At 63.1% G+C, this 16666-nt stretch carries 15 protein-coding genes; 8 read left to right on the top strand and 7 right to left on the bottom strand.

Annotated features, from left to right (window positions below):
- Positions 1–139: 139 nt before the first annotated feature.
- Complete coding sequence (locus AAZQ98_RS09525; protein ID WP_434691677.1) at positions 140–790, top strand: alpha/beta hydrolase; 651 nt, start codon at positions 140–142, stop codon at positions 788–790.
- On the opposite strand, the gene AAZQ98_RS09520 is transcribed toward AAZQ98_RS09525, so the two are convergent.
- A complete protein-coding gene (locus tag AAZQ98_RS09520; RefSeq protein ID WP_181148825.1) occupies positions 791–1021 on the bottom strand; it encodes an RNA-binding S4 domain-containing protein in 231 nt (76 codons plus the stop codon).
- A gap of 180 nt (positions 1022–1201) precedes the next feature.
- Between AAZQ98_RS09520 and AAZQ98_RS09515 the strand changes: the two genes are divergently transcribed.
- The 4 genes from AAZQ98_RS09515 (at position 1202) to chrA (ending at position 5879) form a co-directional block, all read left to right on the top strand.
- Positions 1202–2587 carry a glycine--tRNA ligase gene (locus tag AAZQ98_RS09515; RefSeq protein ID WP_105657203.1) on the top strand — a complete coding sequence of 462 codons (1386 nt, stop codon included), beginning with the start codon at positions 1202–1204 and terminating at the stop codon, positions 2585–2587.
- A 6-nt stretch (positions 2588–2593) separates the two neighbouring features.
- Complete coding sequence (locus AAZQ98_RS09510) at positions 2594–3523, top strand: GNAT family N-acetyltransferase (protein ID WP_105661781.1); 930 nt, start codon at positions 2594–2596, stop codon at positions 3521–3523.
- A 79-nt stretch (positions 3524–3602) separates the two neighbouring features.
- Positions 3603–4616 carry a DMT family transporter gene (locus AAZQ98_RS09505; protein ID WP_434691674.1) on the top strand — a complete coding sequence of 338 codons (1014 nt, stop codon included), beginning with the start codon at positions 3603–3605 and terminating at the stop codon, positions 4614–4616.
- 57 nt (positions 4617–4673) lie between these two features.
- A complete protein-coding gene (gene chrA / locus AAZQ98_RS09500) occupies positions 4674–5879 on the top strand; it encodes a chromate efflux transporter (protein WP_434691671.1) in 1206 nt (401 codons plus the stop codon).
- A gap of 78 nt (positions 5880–5957) precedes the next feature.
- On the opposite strand, the gene AAZQ98_RS09495 is transcribed toward chrA, so the two are convergent.
- The 6 genes from AAZQ98_RS09495 to AAZQ98_RS09470 form a co-directional block, all read right to left on the bottom strand.
- Positions 5958–6926, bottom strand: a complete 969-nt coding sequence (locus AAZQ98_RS09495; RefSeq protein WP_434691668.1) for an ABC transporter substrate-binding protein — start codon at positions 6924–6926, stop codon at positions 5958–5960.
- Between the two features lie 13 nt (positions 6927–6939).
- Complete coding sequence (locus AAZQ98_RS09490) at positions 6940–7740, bottom strand: ABC transporter ATP-binding protein (RefSeq protein WP_434691665.1); 801 nt, start codon at positions 7738–7740, stop codon at positions 6940–6942.
- Positions 7737–8783 carry a FecCD family ABC transporter permease gene (locus AAZQ98_RS09485; RefSeq protein WP_434691662.1) on the bottom strand — a complete coding sequence of 349 codons (1047 nt, stop codon included), beginning with the start codon at positions 8781–8783 and terminating at the stop codon, positions 7737–7739. Before AAZQ98_RS09485 ends, AAZQ98_RS09490 begins: the two co-directional genes overlap by 4 nt.
- A complete protein-coding gene (locus tag AAZQ98_RS09480) occupies positions 8780–9856 on the bottom strand; it encodes a FecCD family ABC transporter permease (protein WP_400342716.1) in 1077 nt (358 codons plus the stop codon). The genes AAZQ98_RS09485 and AAZQ98_RS09480 overlap by 4 nt, the downstream gene beginning before the upstream one ends.
- 135 nt (positions 9857–9991) lie before the next feature.
- Entirely contained in the window at positions 9992–11638 is a 1647-nt protein-coding gene (locus AAZQ98_RS09475; protein WP_434691658.1) for a DUF5671 domain-containing protein, read from the bottom strand.
- On the bottom strand, positions 11638–12102 hold the full coding sequence (locus AAZQ98_RS09470; RefSeq protein ID WP_434691655.1) for a hypothetical protein: 465 nt from the start codon (positions 12100–12102) through the stop codon (positions 11638–11640). The genes AAZQ98_RS09475 and AAZQ98_RS09470 overlap by 1 nt, the downstream gene beginning before the upstream one ends.
- Positions 12103–12205: 103 nt before the next feature.
- Here AAZQ98_RS09470 and dusB point away from each other — a divergent pair, with 103 nt between their 5' ends.
- From dusB to dnaG, 3 genes are all read left to right on the top strand, one after another.
- Positions 12206–13390, top strand: a complete 1185-nt coding sequence (gene dusB / locus AAZQ98_RS09465) for a tRNA dihydrouridine synthase DusB (protein ID WP_105657211.1) — start codon at positions 12206–12208, stop codon at positions 13388–13390.
- A 77-nt stretch (positions 13391–13467) separates the two neighbouring features.
- On the top strand, positions 13468–14751 hold the full coding sequence (locus AAZQ98_RS09460) for a deoxyguanosinetriphosphate triphosphohydrolase (RefSeq protein WP_332498739.1): 1284 nt from the start codon (positions 13468–13470) through the stop codon (positions 14749–14751).
- Positions 14752–14760: 9 nt separating this feature from the next.
- Positions 14761–16641, top strand: coding sequence for a DNA primase (gene dnaG / locus AAZQ98_RS09455; protein ID WP_105657213.1), 1881 nt, complete (start codon positions 14761–14763; stop codon positions 16639–16641).
- The last annotated feature ends 25 nt before the right edge of the window (positions 16642–16666 follow it).

The raw sequence follows: 16666 nt of genomic DNA, 5'->3' as shown, positions 1-16666 counted from the left end.
CGACGGTGATTACGGGGAAGTTCTGCTGCACCCGGGCGCTGCCATCGCCGGTGGACGGGGAATTGATGGAATCGGGCCGCGGAAGCGCTGAGCTAGCTGTAGTTCCCTGCGGGGTCCTGTTCGATAGTCTTGGGGAACTATGACTATCCCGGATCAGGCTCCAGTGGCCATCATCTCCCGTAACGACGAATCCCGCCTTGGAACTCCGCTGCTGGTGTTCCTGCACGGCTATGGCTCGAATGAACAAGACCTCATGGGGCTCTCGCAGCATCTGCCCGAAGAGTTCACTTACCTCTCGGTGCGCGCACCGCTGCAAGCAGGCCCGGGGTACAGCTGGTTCCCGCTGACCCAGGACATCGACTACTCCATCGAGTCGGTGGCACGCAGCGTCGAAGCGCTATGGGCATTGCTGGAACCGCTGGCAAAGCAGCACTCCTCGATCACCCTGCTCGGTTTCTCCCAGGGCATGGCCATGGCCACTTCATTGGCACGCTACCAGCCCGATTCCATTGAAGCCGTCGTCGGGCTCTCGGGCTTCGCCGTGGATCCCGGGCCCTTGGATATATTCGACGACGCGAAGCTGGCAGAAAAGCCGCTGCCGCTGTTCTGGGGCCGCGACCTGGCTGACCCGGTGATCACCCGGGACAAAATCGAATACACCCTGGGATGGGTTCCGGGGCACACCGAATTGGCCAGCGAAACCTACCGGCAGATTGGCCACTCGGTGTGCATGGAAGAACTGCAGGATGTTTCCGAGTTCCTCAACAGGGTCGTCCTGGGGAAAAGCTGACTACTGCTGCGCGGTGACCTTCACGCATTCACCATTCACGCACACCACGTCGCCGGGGCGGATCTGCGCCCCGCGTCGGGTGTCCACCTCTCCGTTGACGGTGACGATTCCGTCGGAAATCATTTCCTTGGCGTGGATGCCATCCTCGGCCAGGGAGGCAAGCTTGAGCAACTGGCCCAAGCGGATGGACTCGTCGCGGATTTCTAGGTCAAAAGCTTCATTGGCACTCATGGCTTCCATTCTTCCCTAAATAAGTGCGCTGCATCGTTAGAATCGGCCAAAGGCGTGGAAGTTCACGTCGGCGTTACCTGATTGGGCTTCGTCTGCAGGCCGCGGAAACGATACCCTTGGAAGGTATGTATTTTTCTACGGACCGCAACCAGCGGCCTCGTAATTCCCATTGGAGTTGATATGGCGCCACAGTCCAAGCTAGACCAGGTTATTTCCCTCGCAAAGCGTCGAGGATTCGTTTTCCAGGCTGGTGAAATCTACGGTGGTTCCCGTTCGGCATGGGATTACGGTCCCCTGGGCACCGAACTGAAGGAAAACATCAAGCGTGAGTGGTGGCAGAACTTCGTTCGCGGCCGCGAGGACATGGTTGGCCTGGACTCGTCGATCATCTTGCCCAAGGCCGTCTGGGAAGCATCGGGCCACGTGGCCACCTTCACCGACCCGCTGGTCGAATGCATCCAGTGCCACAAGCGCCACCGCCAGGACCACCTGATCGAGGCTTTCGAGGCCAAGAAGGGCCGTGCCGCCAAGGACGGGATGAGCGAGATCGCCTGCCCTGACTGCGGCACCAAGGGCCAGTTCACCGAGCCGCAGATGTTCTCCGGCCTGATGAAGACCTTCCTGGGCCCAGTGGATACCGAAGCCGGCCTGGCCTACATGCGTCCGGAGACCGCCCAGGGCATCTTCGTGAACTTCGCCAACGTGCTCACCGCCTCGCGCAAGAAGCCGCCATTCGGCATCGGCCAGATCGGCAAGGCTTTCCGCAACGAAATCACCCCGGGCAACTTCATCTTCCGCACCCGCGAGTTCGAGCAGATGGAAATCGAGTTCTTCACCGCTCCGGAAGATGCCCCCGCCTTCTTCGACCAGTGGGTCAAGGATTGCTGGGCATGGTTCCTGGACCTGGGCATCAAGGAAGAGAACCTGCGCCAGTTCGACGTGCCAGAAGACGAGCGCGCGCACTACTCGGCCGGCACCATCGACTTCGAGTACCGCTTCGGCTTCCAGGGTTCGGAGTGGGGCGAGCTCATGGGCGTTGCCAACCGCACCGACTACGACCTGTCCAGCCATGCGAAGGCTTCGGGCTCCGAGCTGTCCTACTTCAACCAGGCCACCGGTGAGCGCTACACCCCCTACGTGATCGAGCCTTCCTTCGGCCTGACCCGTTCCATGATGGCCTTCCTGGTCGATGCCTACACCGAGGACGAAGCACCGAACACCAAGGGCGGCGTGGACAAGCGCACCGTGCTCAAGCTCGATCCGCGCCTGGCTCCGGTCAAGGCCGCGGTGCTGCCGCTGAGCCGCAATGAGAACCTTTCCCCGAAGGCCAAGGACCTGGCTGCCGAGCTGCGCAAGCGCTGGAACATCGACTTCGATGACGCCGGTGCCATTGGCCGCCGCTACCGCCGCCAGGATGAGATCGGCACCCCGTTCTGCATCACCGTGGACTTCGACACCCTCGAGGACCAGGCCGTGACCATCCGCGAACGCGACACCATGTCCCAGGAACGTGTTTCCCTGGACCAGGTCACCGCTTACCTTTCCGAGCGCCTGAACGGAGCCTAGAGCCCGATGAACGAACTGGAATTCCGCCTGTGGCGCTCCGGGGACGATCTCCAGCTGCTGCAGATCTTCGGCGACCCGCGTTCCCCGCAGGCCCACCAGGACCGCACCATGCTGCGCGAAAACAGCGATGCACCGTTCTCCCGCACGCTGGTAGCCACCGTTGACCAGGTGGCTATCGGCGCCGGGGTGGTGTTCGCTTCCTCGCTGCATCCGCAGCGCCTGTGGCTCTATGTCGAGGTAGCCGCCGAGCAGCGCCGGTCCGGCGTGGGCACTGCCCTGGTGGAACAGCTGCGCAAGCAGATCCCGGCCGGCCAGGCGCAGGAGCTCAAGGCCCGCTACACGGTGACCGCCGGCGATCCTGCGGCCGCGGCGGCAGGCTTCTGCCAGTCGCTGGGCCTGGGCGAAATCCAGGTCTCGCGCGATGTCATCCTGGAGCCGGGGGCTCTGGCTGAACCGGTTTTCGACACCAATGACCGGGTGATCGAGGACCTGTCCACCGGCAGTGTCGAGCTGACCCAGCTGGTGATGGATTTCTACAACGCGGTGCACACCGATTGGGATCCAGCCAAGATGACCGTGGGCTCGGCGCAGCGCATGCTGCTCGACGAGCACACCGGCGCGCAGGGCGCCCTGGTGCTGCGCGACAAGCCGAAGCGCGAGGGCGGTGTCCCGCTGGCTTTCGCGGTCAGCTACGTGCCCGCCCGCGAGAACGCCCCGACCGACGTGCTGGTAGGCCACAACCCGGCCTTCAGCGATGACGAAGTGGCAGAAGCGGTGCGCGACATGGTCGCCATGCTGATCCACCAGTACCCGGTGAAGCTGGAAGTCGACTCGTCGATGTTCATCCTCTCCTCGCTGATTGACGCGTTGGCCGTGGTTGACCAGGCCACCGTCATATCCACGACGCATATCCTCGCCAGCGACGCGGCGAAGTAATGCCAGCAAGAACGGGACCCGCCTGGCGGGTCCCGTTTTTGCCATTCTGCACCAGCCTCCACTTCGTGAAAGAACTCCGTTGACCACCAGCACCACCATGACCGCGCAGGTCCGCTCCGGCGGAAAGATCATGCTCATCCTGCTTGCCATCGCTTCGGGCCTGCTGCTGTGCGTGCAGTCGCGCATCAACGGGGCGCTGGGCGCGAAGCTGGGGGACGCCATCGCGGCATCAACCATCAGCTTCGGTGTCGGCTTGGCGGCATTGGTACTGCTGGCCATCTTTGTTCCCGCGGTGCGCGGCTCGGTGGCGCAAGTGCCGCGCGCCTTGGCCCAGGGCCGCTTCCCGCGCTGGTACCTGGTGGCCGGCGCGGTAGGTGCCTTGATTGTCTTCAGCCAGGCTGCAGCGGTGCCGCTCATTGGGGTGGCGCTGTTCACCGTCTGCCTGGTGACCGGCCAGGCAATCGGTTCCATGTTCATGGACCGGGTGGGCTTTGGCGGGGCCGCGCCGCGCAAGATCAATGCCTTGCGCATCCTCGGCGTGGTGCTGACCATTATCGGCGTGGTTTGGGCGGTCAGCCCGCGCGGAGCCGACGCGGACCTTTCCGCGTTGCTCCTGCCAATGGCGCTTTCGGCAGCCGTCGGCATGCTCATGGGCTTCCAAGCAGCTGCCAACGGCGCGCAAGCGGCGGCTTATGGCGGCGCCACGGCGGCGACCCTGGTGAACTTTGCCGTCGGGTTCGTGGTCCTGGCGATGGTGATGCTGGTGCGGTTGCCTGCCGGCATCGGCCTGGACCCGCTGCCAGGCACCTGGTGGTACTACATCGGCGGACTGCTCGGTTGCCTGTTCGTCGGCATCACCGCCCTGGTGGTCAAGCGGCTCGGAGTGCTGGTCACCAGCCTCGCGGCCGTTGGCGGCCAGCTGGTGGGCTCGCTGCTCCTGGACGTTTTCTTCCCGGCTCCCGGTTCGTCCGTCACCCCCGCAACTGTCATGGGTACCTTGCTGACACTGCTCGCCGTTGGCCTGGCCTCGATCTCCGGAGCGCGGAACGCGAAGCGCGCCAGCCCCCGGATCCCGGTGGCATCACGCAATTAGCGTGGCGCGCTATCGCTGTTTACCTTCCGTTTTCCTCCACGACTTATGCTGGAATCCATGGAATCACAGCGCATGGCACAGGGCTCGGCCAGGGAAGTCTTCAAGGTCTTCCTGAAGCTCGGCTTGACCTCTTTCGGCGGTCCCATCGCCCACTTGGGATACTTCCGCACCGAACTGGTTGATCGCCGCCGCTGGCTCGATGACCAGCAGTACGCCCAATTGGTCGCATTGAGCCAGTTCCTGCCCGGCCCGGCATCCAGCCAGGTCGGTTTCGGCTTGGGATTGCACCGGGCCGGAATGCGCGGTGCCCTGGCGGCATTCCTGGCGTTCACCCTGCCCTCTGCGGTGGTGATGGCAGTCTTCGCCTTCGGCGCTTCGCTGTTCAGCGGCCCCATCGGTACCGGGCTGCTGGCCGGCCTGAAAATCGTTGCGGTCGCCATCATCGCCCACGCGGTACTGGGCATGGCAAAAAACCTGGCCCCGGATCGTGCCCGTGCCGCCATTGCGGTTGTCGCCGCCGGATCGGCGCTGCTTTTGGCCGGAAGCTTCGGACAGGTCCTGGCCATTGCCTTCGGCGCATTGGCAGGATATTTCTGGTGCCGCGGCAAGGATGCCGGAGCAGCGGGGGCTATGCAGTTTCCGGTATCAAGGACCGTGGGCATCAGCTGCCTGTCGCTGTTCGCCATCCTGCTTTTCGGGTTGCCGGTGGCAGCCCTTGCAACGGGCTGGGATCTGCTGGGCTTCATCGACGCGTTCTACCGCTCCGGCGCCCTGGTCTTTGGCGGCGGGCACGTGGTGCTGCCGCTGCTCCAAAGCGCAGTCGTGGATCCCGGGCTGATCAGTTCCCAAGAATTCCTCGCCGGCTACGGCGCGGCCCAGGCCATGCCCGGACCGCTCTTCACCTTCGCCGCGTTCCTTGGCGTCCTCGTCGACTCGGGTCCCGGCGGCGCGGCCGGAGCGCTCATCGCCTTGCTTGCCATTTTCCTTCCGGGCTTCCTGTTGCTGCTTGGCGTGCTGCCGTTCTGGAACCGGGTGAGCCACTGGCCTGCCGCCAGGGCCATCATGCATGGCGCCAACGCGGCAGTGGTCGGGGTGCTCGCCGCCGCACTGTACAACCCGGTCTTCACCTCGGCGATTACTTCGGCTCCCGCTTTCGTCCTGGCCTTGCTCTGCTTTGTTTTGCTGACCGCCTGGAAGATGGCCCCATGGATTGTCGTGGCCATCGGTGCGCTCGGGGGAGTGCTGCTGGGCGTGCTGGCTTAGGCAGGCTCAGTGAACGGCTGGGGCCGGCACCCCGGTGCGCCTCGTGGCGCCCGGGTACCGGACCTCGGCGCAATGGCCCTAGTTCAGGCTCTTGGCTGTGTTGAGCACTGCGATCAGCTCGTCGAACCATTGCGCATAGCTGCTGTAGGTGAACGGACGCTTATCATCCCATTCGACCACCTGGCTGGCCTCTACCGCTGGCAAAGACGCGAAGACGGGATGGTCCTTGACCTGCTGCGCGGTGCCCGAATAGCTCAGCACCACGTCGGCAGGGTAGTCGGCAACCTTCTCCCAGCTCATTGAAGCCCAGCCGCTGTCCTCGGTCTGGCCGACAATATCGAATCCGAGTTCATCCAGCAGGGCCAGCTGGCCCAGTGATTTCTGGCCGACGTACAGGTCGTCATACCCATTGAGCGCGATGATCCGCAACGGCTGGTCCTTGGCCAAGGCACGCAACTGTTCAAGTTTGGCTTGGTAGTCGGCCTTGGCGGCGGACTGCGAGGCAATATCCCCGCCCAATGACTTGGCCAATGATTCATAGTCCTCGATGACCTCCAGGACAGGCCGGTTGCCAAATTTGATGCCCAGGAATGGTGCCGTGGCAGTGGCCTCTGCCTGGACCTTGTCATCCCACCAGGTCCAGCCCGTGCCTTCGGCATTGCCGAAGCCCACGATCAGATCCGGGTCGAGGCCAAGCAACTTCTCCAGGCTGAACTCTCCGTCCTGGCCGATGATGGCCATCTCTGCTGGATCCGCACTGCCAAGGGCCAGGCTGCCCGACTCGTCCAAACCGTATCCGAAGACGCCCGAGGGGCGGATGCCGTAGTCCCAGAGTGCCGCAGCCGAATAGGAATCGGTGACCAGCGTTTGCGGTGCGGCATCCATGGAGATGGTTTTTCCATAGCCGGAATCGGTGAAGCTCCACGCTGCGCTGGCTTCGCCGCTTGAAGGGGAAGCGGCCTGGGTGCTCGGGCTGCAGGCGGCCAGGGCCAGGGCTGCGGCCAGCGAAGCTGCGCCGAAAAAGACGCGTCGGGTCATTGGTTGCATGTTCTTTTCCTTCTTAGTTGGCCTCGTGGCCCAGCGGGATCACGAGTGGTGTGTGCGAGACGGGATCCTGGATGATGGTGCAGGGCAAGGCGAAAACCTCGCGGATCAGTTCCTCGGTGACAATCTGCGAGGGAGGTCCTGCGGCGACGATCTCACCGGATTTCATCGCGATCAGGTGGGTGGCGTAGCGGCACGCTTGGTTCAAGTCATGGAGCACCGCAACTACCGTATTGCCCTGTTGCTCGTTGAGCCTGCGGCACAGCTCCATGATTTCGATCTGGTGGGAGATGTCCAAGAAGGTGGTCGGTTCATCGAGCAGCAGCAAAGGAGTCTGCTGGGCCAGTACCATGGCGATCCAGACGCGTTGGCGTTGCCCGCCGGATAGTTCGTCGACCAGCCGCCGGGAGAGCCCGGTGGTGCCTGTGGCGTGCATGGCACTGAGCACGGCTTGCTCGTCCGCGGCAGACCATTGGGAGAACAAGCCTTGGTGCGGGCTGCGGCCGCGGGCGATCAGATCCGCAACGGTGATGCCATCCGGGGCGATGGAGGACTGCGGCAGCAGCCCCAGCCGCTGGGCTACCTGCTTGGCTGGCAGGGACAGGATCGGTTTGCCATCCAGGATGACCTGGCCGGAGGAAGGCTTCAGCACCCGGGACAGGGCGCGCAGCAAGGTCGATTTGCCGCAGGCGTTGGGTCCAACGACGACCGTGAACGAGCCCGGGGGGATGGATAGCGAGAGGTTTTCGGAGATGGCCGATGGCCCGTAGCCCAAGGTGAGCCGGTCGGCGGATAGCTGTGGATGGGTCATGCTCATTGGCGTCGTGCCTCACGAAGTAGTAGCCAGATCAGGTAGACCCCGCCGATGCTGACGGTGACTACGCCAACCGGCAGGGAAGTGTTATCCAAAACGCGCTGGGCCAGCACATCGCTGGCCAGCAGCAGCACGGCGCCGAGCAATGCCGAGTAAGCCAACGACACGCCTGCGCTGCCCATGAGCCGGCGCGCGATTTGCGGAGCAGCTAGCGAGATGAAGGCGATGGGGCCTGCCGCCGCGGTGGCCAGGGCAGTCAACGCCACCCCGATCACCAGCAAGGACAGCTTGCTGGATTCGGTGTTGATGCCCAGCGCCACAGCGGCGTCATCGCCCAGTTCCAGCAGGCGCATCCTGCGCGTGCAGGCCAGGGCGCCCAGCGCGAGAGGCAGCGCGACCGCTGCGGCCGGTATGGCCTGGTCCCAGCCGATGGCATTGAGCGAGCCGGCACCCCAGATGGCCGCCGACATGGCGTCCTCCAGCTCGCTGCGCAAGATCAGCCAGGTGTTGGCCGACGCGAGGATCGCGCTGACCGCGATCCCGACGATGATCAGCCGGAATCCCTCAGAGCCGTTCCTGTAGGACAAGGCATACACCACGGCTGCGGTGGCCAAGCCACCGGCCAATGCACCGAGTGCCACCTGGAAATACCCGCCGCCGAAGACCAGCATGACGGCCAGAGCACCGGTATAGGCACCGGTATTGAATCCGATAATGTCTGGAGAACCCAGCGGATTGCGGGTCATGGATTGGAAAATTGCCCCGCTGGCGCCTAGCGCTGCGCCCAATAGCAGTGCCATCAGAACGCGGGGCAGACGCCATTGCAGCACCACCCGTTGGCTGCTGGCCTCCCCGGCTCCAGCCAGGGTCTTGAGCACTTCGCCCAAGCCCAGCGTGTAGTCGCCAGTAGCCAACGCGTAGAGGCCCAGGGCGGCCGCCAACGCTGAGAGCAGTGCGGCGAGAAGCAGCTGACGTGGTTGCACGCGCAACCAGATGCGTCCAATGCGCAGTACCCGGTGGCCCGGGCCGAAATCCACAGCACTCATAGTCCGCTAGCCTGCTTGCGCCGAACCAGCCAAATCAGCACCGGAGCGCCAAGCAAGGCCGTGACGACCCCCACCTGCATTTCGCCGGGCGGGACAACGATGCGGCCGAGCACATCGGAAACGAGCAACAGCACCGGGCCGAGGATCATCGAAAAACACAGGATCCATCGCTGATCCGGTCCGACGATCCAACGGCTGATATGCGGGATCATCAAGCCCACGAAGCCGATCGGGCCGGCGGCGGCGGTCGCTGCGCCGCAGAGCAGGGTGACCGCCACGATCACCACTGCGCGGGTCAGGCCGATATTGGTACCCAGCGCGAGGCTGGCCTCATCGCCCAAGGCCAATGTGTTCAGCGAGCGGGTGCACAGCACCGCCAAGACCAGCCCCAGGATAACGAAAGGGGCGATGACGCCCACCATGGGCAGGGTGCGGTTGTTCAAGGTTCCCGCGCCCCAATAGCGCATGCGGTCAAAAGCCTCGGGGTTGAGCAGGGTCATCCCATTGGAAATTCCTCCCAGCACGGCGCCCAGTGCGACGCCGGACAGGGTCAGCCTGGCCGGTGTCGCTCCACCGCGGCCACGCGATCCAATGAGGTATACCGCGAGGGTGGCCAGCACGGCCCCGGCGAAGGCGAACCAGATGTACTGGGAAATGTGGGTGATGCCCAGGAATGCCACGGCGAGCACGACGGCGAATCCGGCGCCCGCGTTGACCCCGAGGATACCCGGATCTGCCAGCGGATTGCGGGTCAGTGCCTGAATCAATGCGCCGCCAACAGCCAGGGACATTCCTGCCAGGAGCCCAATCGCGGTGCGCGGCAGGCGCAGCTCGTTGATGATCACCAGTGTTTCGGGTGTGCCAATTCCCCATAGCGCCTGCCCGGCAGCCAGCGGCGCAATCGCCTTTGCTCCAATGCCCAAAGACGCGAAGAGGGCGACTGCGAGCAAGCCGAGGCACAGGGCCAAGGCCGCTGACTTCCAAGCATTGCTGGCGGCCAATCCTGCTGATCCATGGGCGGCTTTGGTTTGATCGGACTTGTTGGCGGGTTGATGCGGCGCAAGGAGGGTCATGCGACTTTCCGTAATTAGGGAACACTCACTGAATCGCGAGCACAAAAAGTCACACTACCATGATGTTTTTAGGTTAGGGCAAAATAAGTCACAATAGACGCACCTATTTACAGATTGGTGATGAATGCGTTCCGACTAGGCGAGATTGATAAAACGCACCGACCCGTCAGCTTCGGCAAGGACCATGAAGGAATCATGATGAGTTGCCAGGTATTCCTCGATGCGCGCCAGCACCGACACCTCGGCCCGGTCGTCCAGCGCAGGGCCGGACGAAGCCATCCACGTCACCGCTAGCTCCGGGCGCGCTTTGAGCTGAGCCGCCATCGGCTCGGAAGCCGCCGGGCCAACGATCACCACTGCTCGACGTGTTATCGGCCCCTGAGAGGCAATGGATTTTCCGGAAGAACCGGCTCTGGAATCCTTATCCGAACGCCACAGCGCAAAGTGGTAGCCGGCCACGGCAGCGGTCGCAACCAGCCAGCCCAGCGGGGCTCGAACGGTGTCCAGCAGGGAATCAAGACGAGAATCGGGTTCCAGGTAGAACGCGAAAATCCGGTACCCGAAGACCAACAGGGAAACCAGCGCGACGACGGAACTGGCTCCGAAGAACAGGACCAAATAGGCGCTGCGCGAGTCTGCCGGCGAGGGCTTCCAGGGCTTGAAGTACCAAAGCCATGCGGCGGTTCCGAAGGCGAGCAAGCCGAGACCATGGCCCAGCAAACCCGCGGAGTAGCCCACCGAGACGCTGGACCCCAGTGCTGCGAAGAGCGCATTGACCACCATGCCCAGCCCGGTAGCCAGCACAGCCAGGCTGACACCGCTCAGCGCCAGGTGCGCTGCGCCAACCACGGCGGCAGGGTGCAGCCCGGAACGCAGCTGGGACTGGTGGTAGATCCAGAGAACCGCGGCCGCCACAATGGTGGCCAGCAGGCTTGGACCGCCGTCGAGGAACAGCCCGGTGCGTTCCTGCGCCGTCCATGCCTGCGGCCACACCCAGGAAACCAGCTCGGCGATCGCCAGCAGGAACGCCAACGCCGGTGCGGCCAGGCCCAATACAACCAGCAGGATGCTGTTCAGGAGATTGGACATCTTCTGGACTCTGCGCAGTTTCCAATGCCAGAACCACAGGGCCGAGGAACCTGCCAGCCAGACCAGCGCCATCAGCAGATTCGGCATGCCGGTCGGGCCCACCAGCGTGTTTTCCGGCACGACCAGGATTTCCAACGCGACCGTCAGCGTGGCAACCAGCGAAAGCGAGAAGAGCACCATGCTGAAGTAATTTCCCACGGTGGCCGCCAGCTGGGCGAATTGCCGCGGTGCAGTACGCGATGAAGTGATTTGGCGGTGCTGCCAGGCGCACACCGTGCCCCAGCCCAAGGCCACCGCCAGCGTCGACTGCCATGCACCGTCGCGGGCTGCGGAAACAAGTCCCGCCAGGAACGCCAGCGCGGCGCAGCTGCTGGCGGCCAGGGTGGCAAGATAGGCGGCCGAGGCCTGCAAGGACCAGATGGCTGAGTCGAAGGCCGACGGCCGGGCCAAGCGCTTGCGGATGGAACGCCACAACAACCAGGCCAAGGGGATTCCAACCAGGGTGAAGGTGAAGGCCATCGCCAGCTGCTCGGTGCTGACCAGCAAGGAATCGAAACCATGGAAGAGCGCGGTAAAGAGCGTAGACAGACCCGTAGCCGAGACCATCAACAGCACGAACAGCAAGCCGTGGAGGATCACCGGACGCAGCACGCTGCTGCTTTGCACGTGGAACGCCGGGGCGGTTGCGGCCATCAGTAACCCATCTCCTCAGCGGTGCACAGGCCGACCTGCCACGGCATGCGGTCAATCAGCCAGGCTCCATCGACCTTGCGCAGCTCGAACGCCTCTTCATATGAGGACAGATTCCCCAAGGGCAGGAATTGGGCGTCGCGGGTATTGAACCTGGTGCGCACGGTAGCGCTGGACTCCCCGACGGTGCTGCGCAGCAGCTGCACATCAAGCGGCTGCGGGGCATAGGGTTCGGGAGAGCACAGCGTCCTGGATTGGCCTTCAACGGTGTAGCCCTGCATGGCCGGCAAATCCTCGGCCTCGAAAGCCATCAGATATCTTTGCACGACCCCTTCCGGAGTGTTCTCCCCGTGGACCTCTGGTGCCGAACGCAGCGAAACCACGAGCAATGCGGCTATAACCAAAGCCACAATGGCGGCGGCAAGGGCCAGCAGAACCACCCGCGCCGCCGAAAATTTACTTGTCATTGCATCATTTTGGTCCACATCAGGACAATAATCCAGCGCCTCGGCATCAAGATTTGATGAAGATCTCAGTTACTGTTTTGCGTTCGTGCGGGATAATGGATGGGTGACGACCCTGACTGATGCGCCAACCAACACCCCGACCCTCAAGCTGCCTCCATTGCAGCTGGGCAAGCTGACCATTGATACCCCGGTGGTTCTTGCTCCGATGGCTGGGGTGACCAACCGCGCCTTCCGCCGCCTCTGCCGCGAATATGGCGGCGGGCTGTACGTGACCGAAATGGTGACCGCCCGGGCACTGGTGGAACGCAACCCCGAATCCTTGCGCATCATCTCCCACGATCCCGACGAGGAGATCCGCTCCATCCAGATCTACGGCGTGGACCCCGGCACCGTGCGCGCTGCCGTGCGCATGGTGGTTGACGAAAATCTGGCGGACCACGTTGACCTGAACTTCGGCTGCCCAGTTCCAAAGGTCACCCGCAAGGGCGGCGGCTCGGCCCTGCCCTGGAAATCGGATCTCTACACCTCCATCATCGAAGCCGCGACCTCAGAGGCCGCCAAGGGCGACATCCCGCTGACCGTGAAGATGCGCATCGGCATCGACAAGGACCACCTGACCTACCTGGAATCAGCGAAAATTGCCCGGGACCACGGTGCGGCCGCAGTCACCTTGCACGCGCGCACCGCCGGCCAGTACTACGCGGGGCACTCCGACTGGGACGCGATCACCACCCTGCGCGAAGCCATGGATGACATGCCGGTGCTGGGCAACGGCGATATCTTCAGTGCCGAGGACGCCATTGAAATGGTTGAGCAGACCGGTGCCGCCGGCGTCATGGTAGGCCGTGGCTGCCAGGGCCGGCCATGGATTTTCGGCGACCTGCAGGCGGCCTTCGAGGGCCGTGAAGACCGTTTCCGCCCGGGCGTGCGCAAGGTCGCCGATACCGTATACCGCCATGGCGAACTGCTGGCCGAATTCTTCGAGGACGAGGGCAAGGGCATGCGCGATATCCGCAAGCACATTGCCTGGTACTTCAAGGGCTACCCGGTAGGCGGCGAAATCCGCTCGCAGCTGGCCCAGGTGCCATCCCTGGCAGTGCTGCGCGAACTGCTGGACCAGCTGGATCTGGACCTGCCGTACCCGGGCGTTGCCGCTGAAGGCACCCGCGGACGTGCGGGCCACCCGAAGAAGACGCACGTCCCTGACGGCTGGCTGGATAACCGCGTGATGAGCGATGCCCACCGCGAAATGATCAAGGCCGCCGAGCTGGATATCTCCGGCGGCTAGCCACCCCGGAATAGCCACGGCTACGCCACTAGTGGATAACTCCTCAATGCAGGCAAAGAGTTACTAGACTAGGAACTATGACTCAGATCCCCGGATATACCGAAGCCGACCAGCAGCGGTGGGTGCCTGAACCAGCGAAGAAGTCCTACCGTACTGCCTTTGAGCGGGACCGTGCCCGCGTGCTGCATTCCTCCGCCTTGCGCCGTTTGAGCGCCAAGACCCAGGTAGTGGCACCGAACCAGAATGACTTCGTGCGCAACCGGCTCACCCACTCATTGGAAGTGGCCCAGGTGGGCCGCGAGCTCGGTGCGGCCCTTGGCTGCGATCCGGATGTTGTCGACACCGCCTGCTTGGCGCACGACCTGGGTCATCCGCCCTTTGGCCACAACGGCGAGAAAGCGCTGGACAAGGCAGCCAAGGACATTGGCGGATTCGAGGGCAATGCCCAGACCTTGCGTTTGCTCACTCGCTTGGAAACCAAGACCTTCCGGCACAACGGGCATTCGGCCGGGTTGAATCTTTCGCGGGCGTCGCTGGATGCAGCTTGCAAGTACCCGTGGCTGAAAACCGATGCGCCAGAGGTCAACGGCAAGAAAACCAGGAAGTTCGGTGTCTACGAGGATGACGCCACCGTCTTCAACTGGTTGCGCAATGTCCCGGAAGCCACCGCCGGAGCGGTCTGCATGGAAGGCCAGGTCATGGACTTGGCTGATGACATTTCCTACTCGGTTCATGACGTGGAAGACGCAATTGTCGGCGGCAAGCTGCAGCTGCGTTGGCTCAAGCAGGATCTGCAGCGCGAGCGTGCGTTGCAGGTGACCAAGGACTGGTACTTGCCGACCACTGGGGAGGCCGACATCGATGCGGCGTTGCGCCGCCTGGAAATCAGCGATGAGTGGGTTTCGCATTTTGACGGCTCACGGCGTTCCATGGCGGCGCTGAAGGACATGACCAGCCAATTCATTGGCCGCTTCGCCGCCGCCGCAATGGATGCCACCCGGGCACGCTTCGGGGAAGGCAAGCTCACCCGCTATAACGCGAACCTGATTGTGCCCGAGGAAACCGAACACGAGATTGCCGTGATGAAGGGCATCGCGGCCAGCTACGTGATGGCTTCGGAAGTGCGCCAGCCGCTCTACCTGGATCAGCGCACGCTGCTGACCGAGCTGGTCGAACTGCTCTTTGAAACGGGCCGGGATAATCTGGAGCCGATCTTCGCAGCTGACTGGGAAGACGCCGCTGATGAAGCGGCCCAGCTGCGCGTGGTGATTGACCAGGTCGCCTCGCTCACTGACGTCTCAGCCACCGAATGGCACTCGTATCTGGTCAAGGGCGAAGCCCCTGACGCAAAGTTGTTCTAGAAGGGAATCATGGCAGGGCTGATCAAGCGTGAAGATATCGACGAGGTGCGTAACCGCACCGACCTCCGTGAGGTCGTCGAGTCCTATGTCACGCTCAAATCCGCGGGCATTGGCTCGTTCAAGGGCCTGTGCCCTTTTCACGACGAACGCAGTCCGTCCTTCCATATTCGCCCGCAGCTAGGAACCTTCCACTGCTTTGGCTGTGGCGAGTCCGGCGACGTGATCGCCTTCATCCAGAAAATGGACCACTCCTCGTTCACCGAAACTGTGGAACTTCTGGCTGCCCGGATCAATTACGAGCTTCGCTATGAAGACGGGGGACCGGGACCGCGCCGCGAAGACTACGGCAAGCGCCAGCGCCTGGTCGATGCGCACAAGGTCGCCGAGGAATTCTTCCGCGCGCAGCTGGCTACCGAGGAAGGAGCCGCCGGCCGCGAGTTCCTTGCCGGTCGCGGTTTTGACCAGGAAGTCACAGCCCAATTCTCCGTGGGCTATGCGCCCAAGGGCTGGGATTCGCTGCTCAAGCACCTGCGCTCCAAGGGCTTCGTTGATGATGAGCTGAAGCTGACGGGCATGTTCTCCGAGGGCAACCGCGGAATCTATGACCGATTCCGCGGACGTGTCATGTGGCCGATCCGCGACCTGTCTGGTGCCACCATCGGCTTCGGTGCACGCAAGCTCTACGAGGATGACCAGGGCCCGAAGTATCTGAACACCCCGGAGACCCAGCTCTACAAGAAATCCCAGGTCCTCTATGGCCTGGACCTGGCCAAGAAGCAGATTTCCAAGAGCCGCCAGATCGTTGTGGTGGAAGGCTACACCGACGTGATGGCCTGCCATCTGGCTGGCATCACCACCGCGGTGGCCACCTGCGGTACCGCTTTCGGCACGGACCACATCAAAATTGCCCGCCGCCTGCTGCAGGATGACGGCACCGGTGGCGAAGTCGTCTTCACCTTCGATGGTGACGCCGCAGGCCAGAAGGCCGCGTTGCGCGCCTTCGAAGAAGACCAGCGATTTATCGCCCAGACTTACGTTTGCGTTGAACCAACCGGTGCTGACCCTTGCGACTTGCGTTTGCACCGCGGAGACGAAGCTGTACGCGAGCTCATCGAGCTCAAGCGTCCGCTGTTTGAATTCGCCATCCGTGCCGAATTGAAGAAATTCAATCTGAACACCGTTGAAGGACGTGTCCAGGCCTTGCGCCAGACCGCTCCGATCGTCGCGCAGATCCGCGACTCGGCCATTCGTCCGGCATATGCCCGTGAGCTTGCCGGCTGGCTGGGAATGAATAATGAGGACGTCAACCGCTCGGTGGGCGCCTCCATCAAACGCGCCCGGCTGCCGAAGAACGCCGACCTGCAGGCACCACACCCGCAACCAGGGGAAGCTGAACAGGCAATCCCGGCGGCGGCCTTTGAACGCCCGGATCACCGCGACCCGGTGATGCGCCTTGAACGACAGGCCCTGGAAGTGGTGATCCAGCAGCCGCAACGGTTGAAGGACGAGCAATGGCAGGCGTTCTACGAGGCTCGTTTCCTGGCCCCGGCGCACTCTGCTGTCCACGATGGCGTCGTTGCCGCGTCCAGTGCAGGCGCGTCGGCGACCTCCTGGGTTGAAGTCATTCGCGACGAAGTCCCCGAGCAGTTGCGCAGCTTCGTTTCAGAACTCGCAGTGACCAGCATTCCGGCATCCGACGAACACAGCCTGAACCGCTACTGCGCCGACATCATCAACGGCTTGATTGAGCTTCAAATCACACACCGCAAGGCTGAGCTGATCGGCCGCTTGCAGCGTGCTGAAATGGCACCCGAGGGTGAAGAATATGCCCAGATCAACCGGGAACTGATGGAACTGGAGATGCGCCGGAGGATCCTTCGCGGAACCTAGGATCCCGATTTTGCATTCGCGGGAA

Source organism: Glutamicibacter sp. Je.9.36 (assembly GCF_051129975.1).
In the GTDB taxonomy this organism is placed as follows: Bacteria; Actinomycetota; Actinomycetes; order Actinomycetales; family Micrococcaceae; genus Glutamicibacter.
The sequence above is the reverse complement of the archived record's forward strand: the minus strand, read 5'-3'. Positions and strand labels throughout refer to the sequence as shown.

Coding starts and splice junctions, on each gene's coding strand:
- AAZQ98_RS09525 (WP_434691677.1), top strand. CDS start 140: ATGACTATCCCGGATCAGGCTCCAGTGGCCATCATCTCCCGTAACGAC.
- AAZQ98_RS09520 (WP_181148825.1), bottom strand. CDS start 1,021: ATGAGTGCCAATGAAGCTTTTGACCTAGAAATCCGCGACGAGTCCATC.
- AAZQ98_RS09515 (WP_105657203.1), top strand. CDS start 1,202: ATGGCGCCACAGTCCAAGCTAGACCAGGTTATTTCCCTCGCAAAGCGT.
- AAZQ98_RS09510 (WP_105661781.1), top strand. CDS start 2,594: ATGAACGAACTGGAATTCCGCCTGTGGCGCTCCGGGGACGATCTCCAG.
- chrA (WP_434691671.1), top strand. CDS start 4,674: ATGGAATCACAGCGCATGGCACAGGGCTCGGCCAGGGAAGTCTTCAAG.
- AAZQ98_RS09495 (WP_434691668.1), bottom strand. CDS start 6,926: ATGCAACCAATGACCCGACGCGTCTTTTTCGGCGCAGCTTCGCTGGCC.
- AAZQ98_RS09490 (WP_434691665.1), bottom strand. CDS start 7,740: ATGAGCATGACCCATCCACAGCTATCCGCCGACCGGCTCACCTTGGGC.
- AAZQ98_RS09485 (WP_434691662.1), bottom strand. CDS start 8,783: ATGAGTGCTGTGGATTTCGGCCCGGGCCACCGGGTACTGCGCATTGGA.
- AAZQ98_RS09480 (WP_400342716.1), bottom strand. CDS start 9,856: ATGACCCTCCTTGCGCCGCATCAACCCGCCAACAAGTCCGATCAAACC.
- AAZQ98_RS09475 (WP_434691658.1), bottom strand. CDS start 11,638: ATGGCCGCAACCGCCCCGGCGTTCCACGTGCAAAGCAGCAGCGTGCTG.
- AAZQ98_RS09470 (WP_434691655.1), bottom strand. CDS start 12,102: ATGACAAGTAAATTTTCGGCGGCGCGGGTGGTTCTGCTGGCCCTTGCC.
- AAZQ98_RS09460 (WP_332498739.1), top strand. CDS start 13,468: ATGACTCAGATCCCCGGATATACCGAAGCCGACCAGCAGCGGTGGGTG.
- dnaG (WP_105657213.1), top strand. CDS start 14,761: ATGGCAGGGCTGATCAAGCGTGAAGATATCGACGAGGTGCGTAACCGC.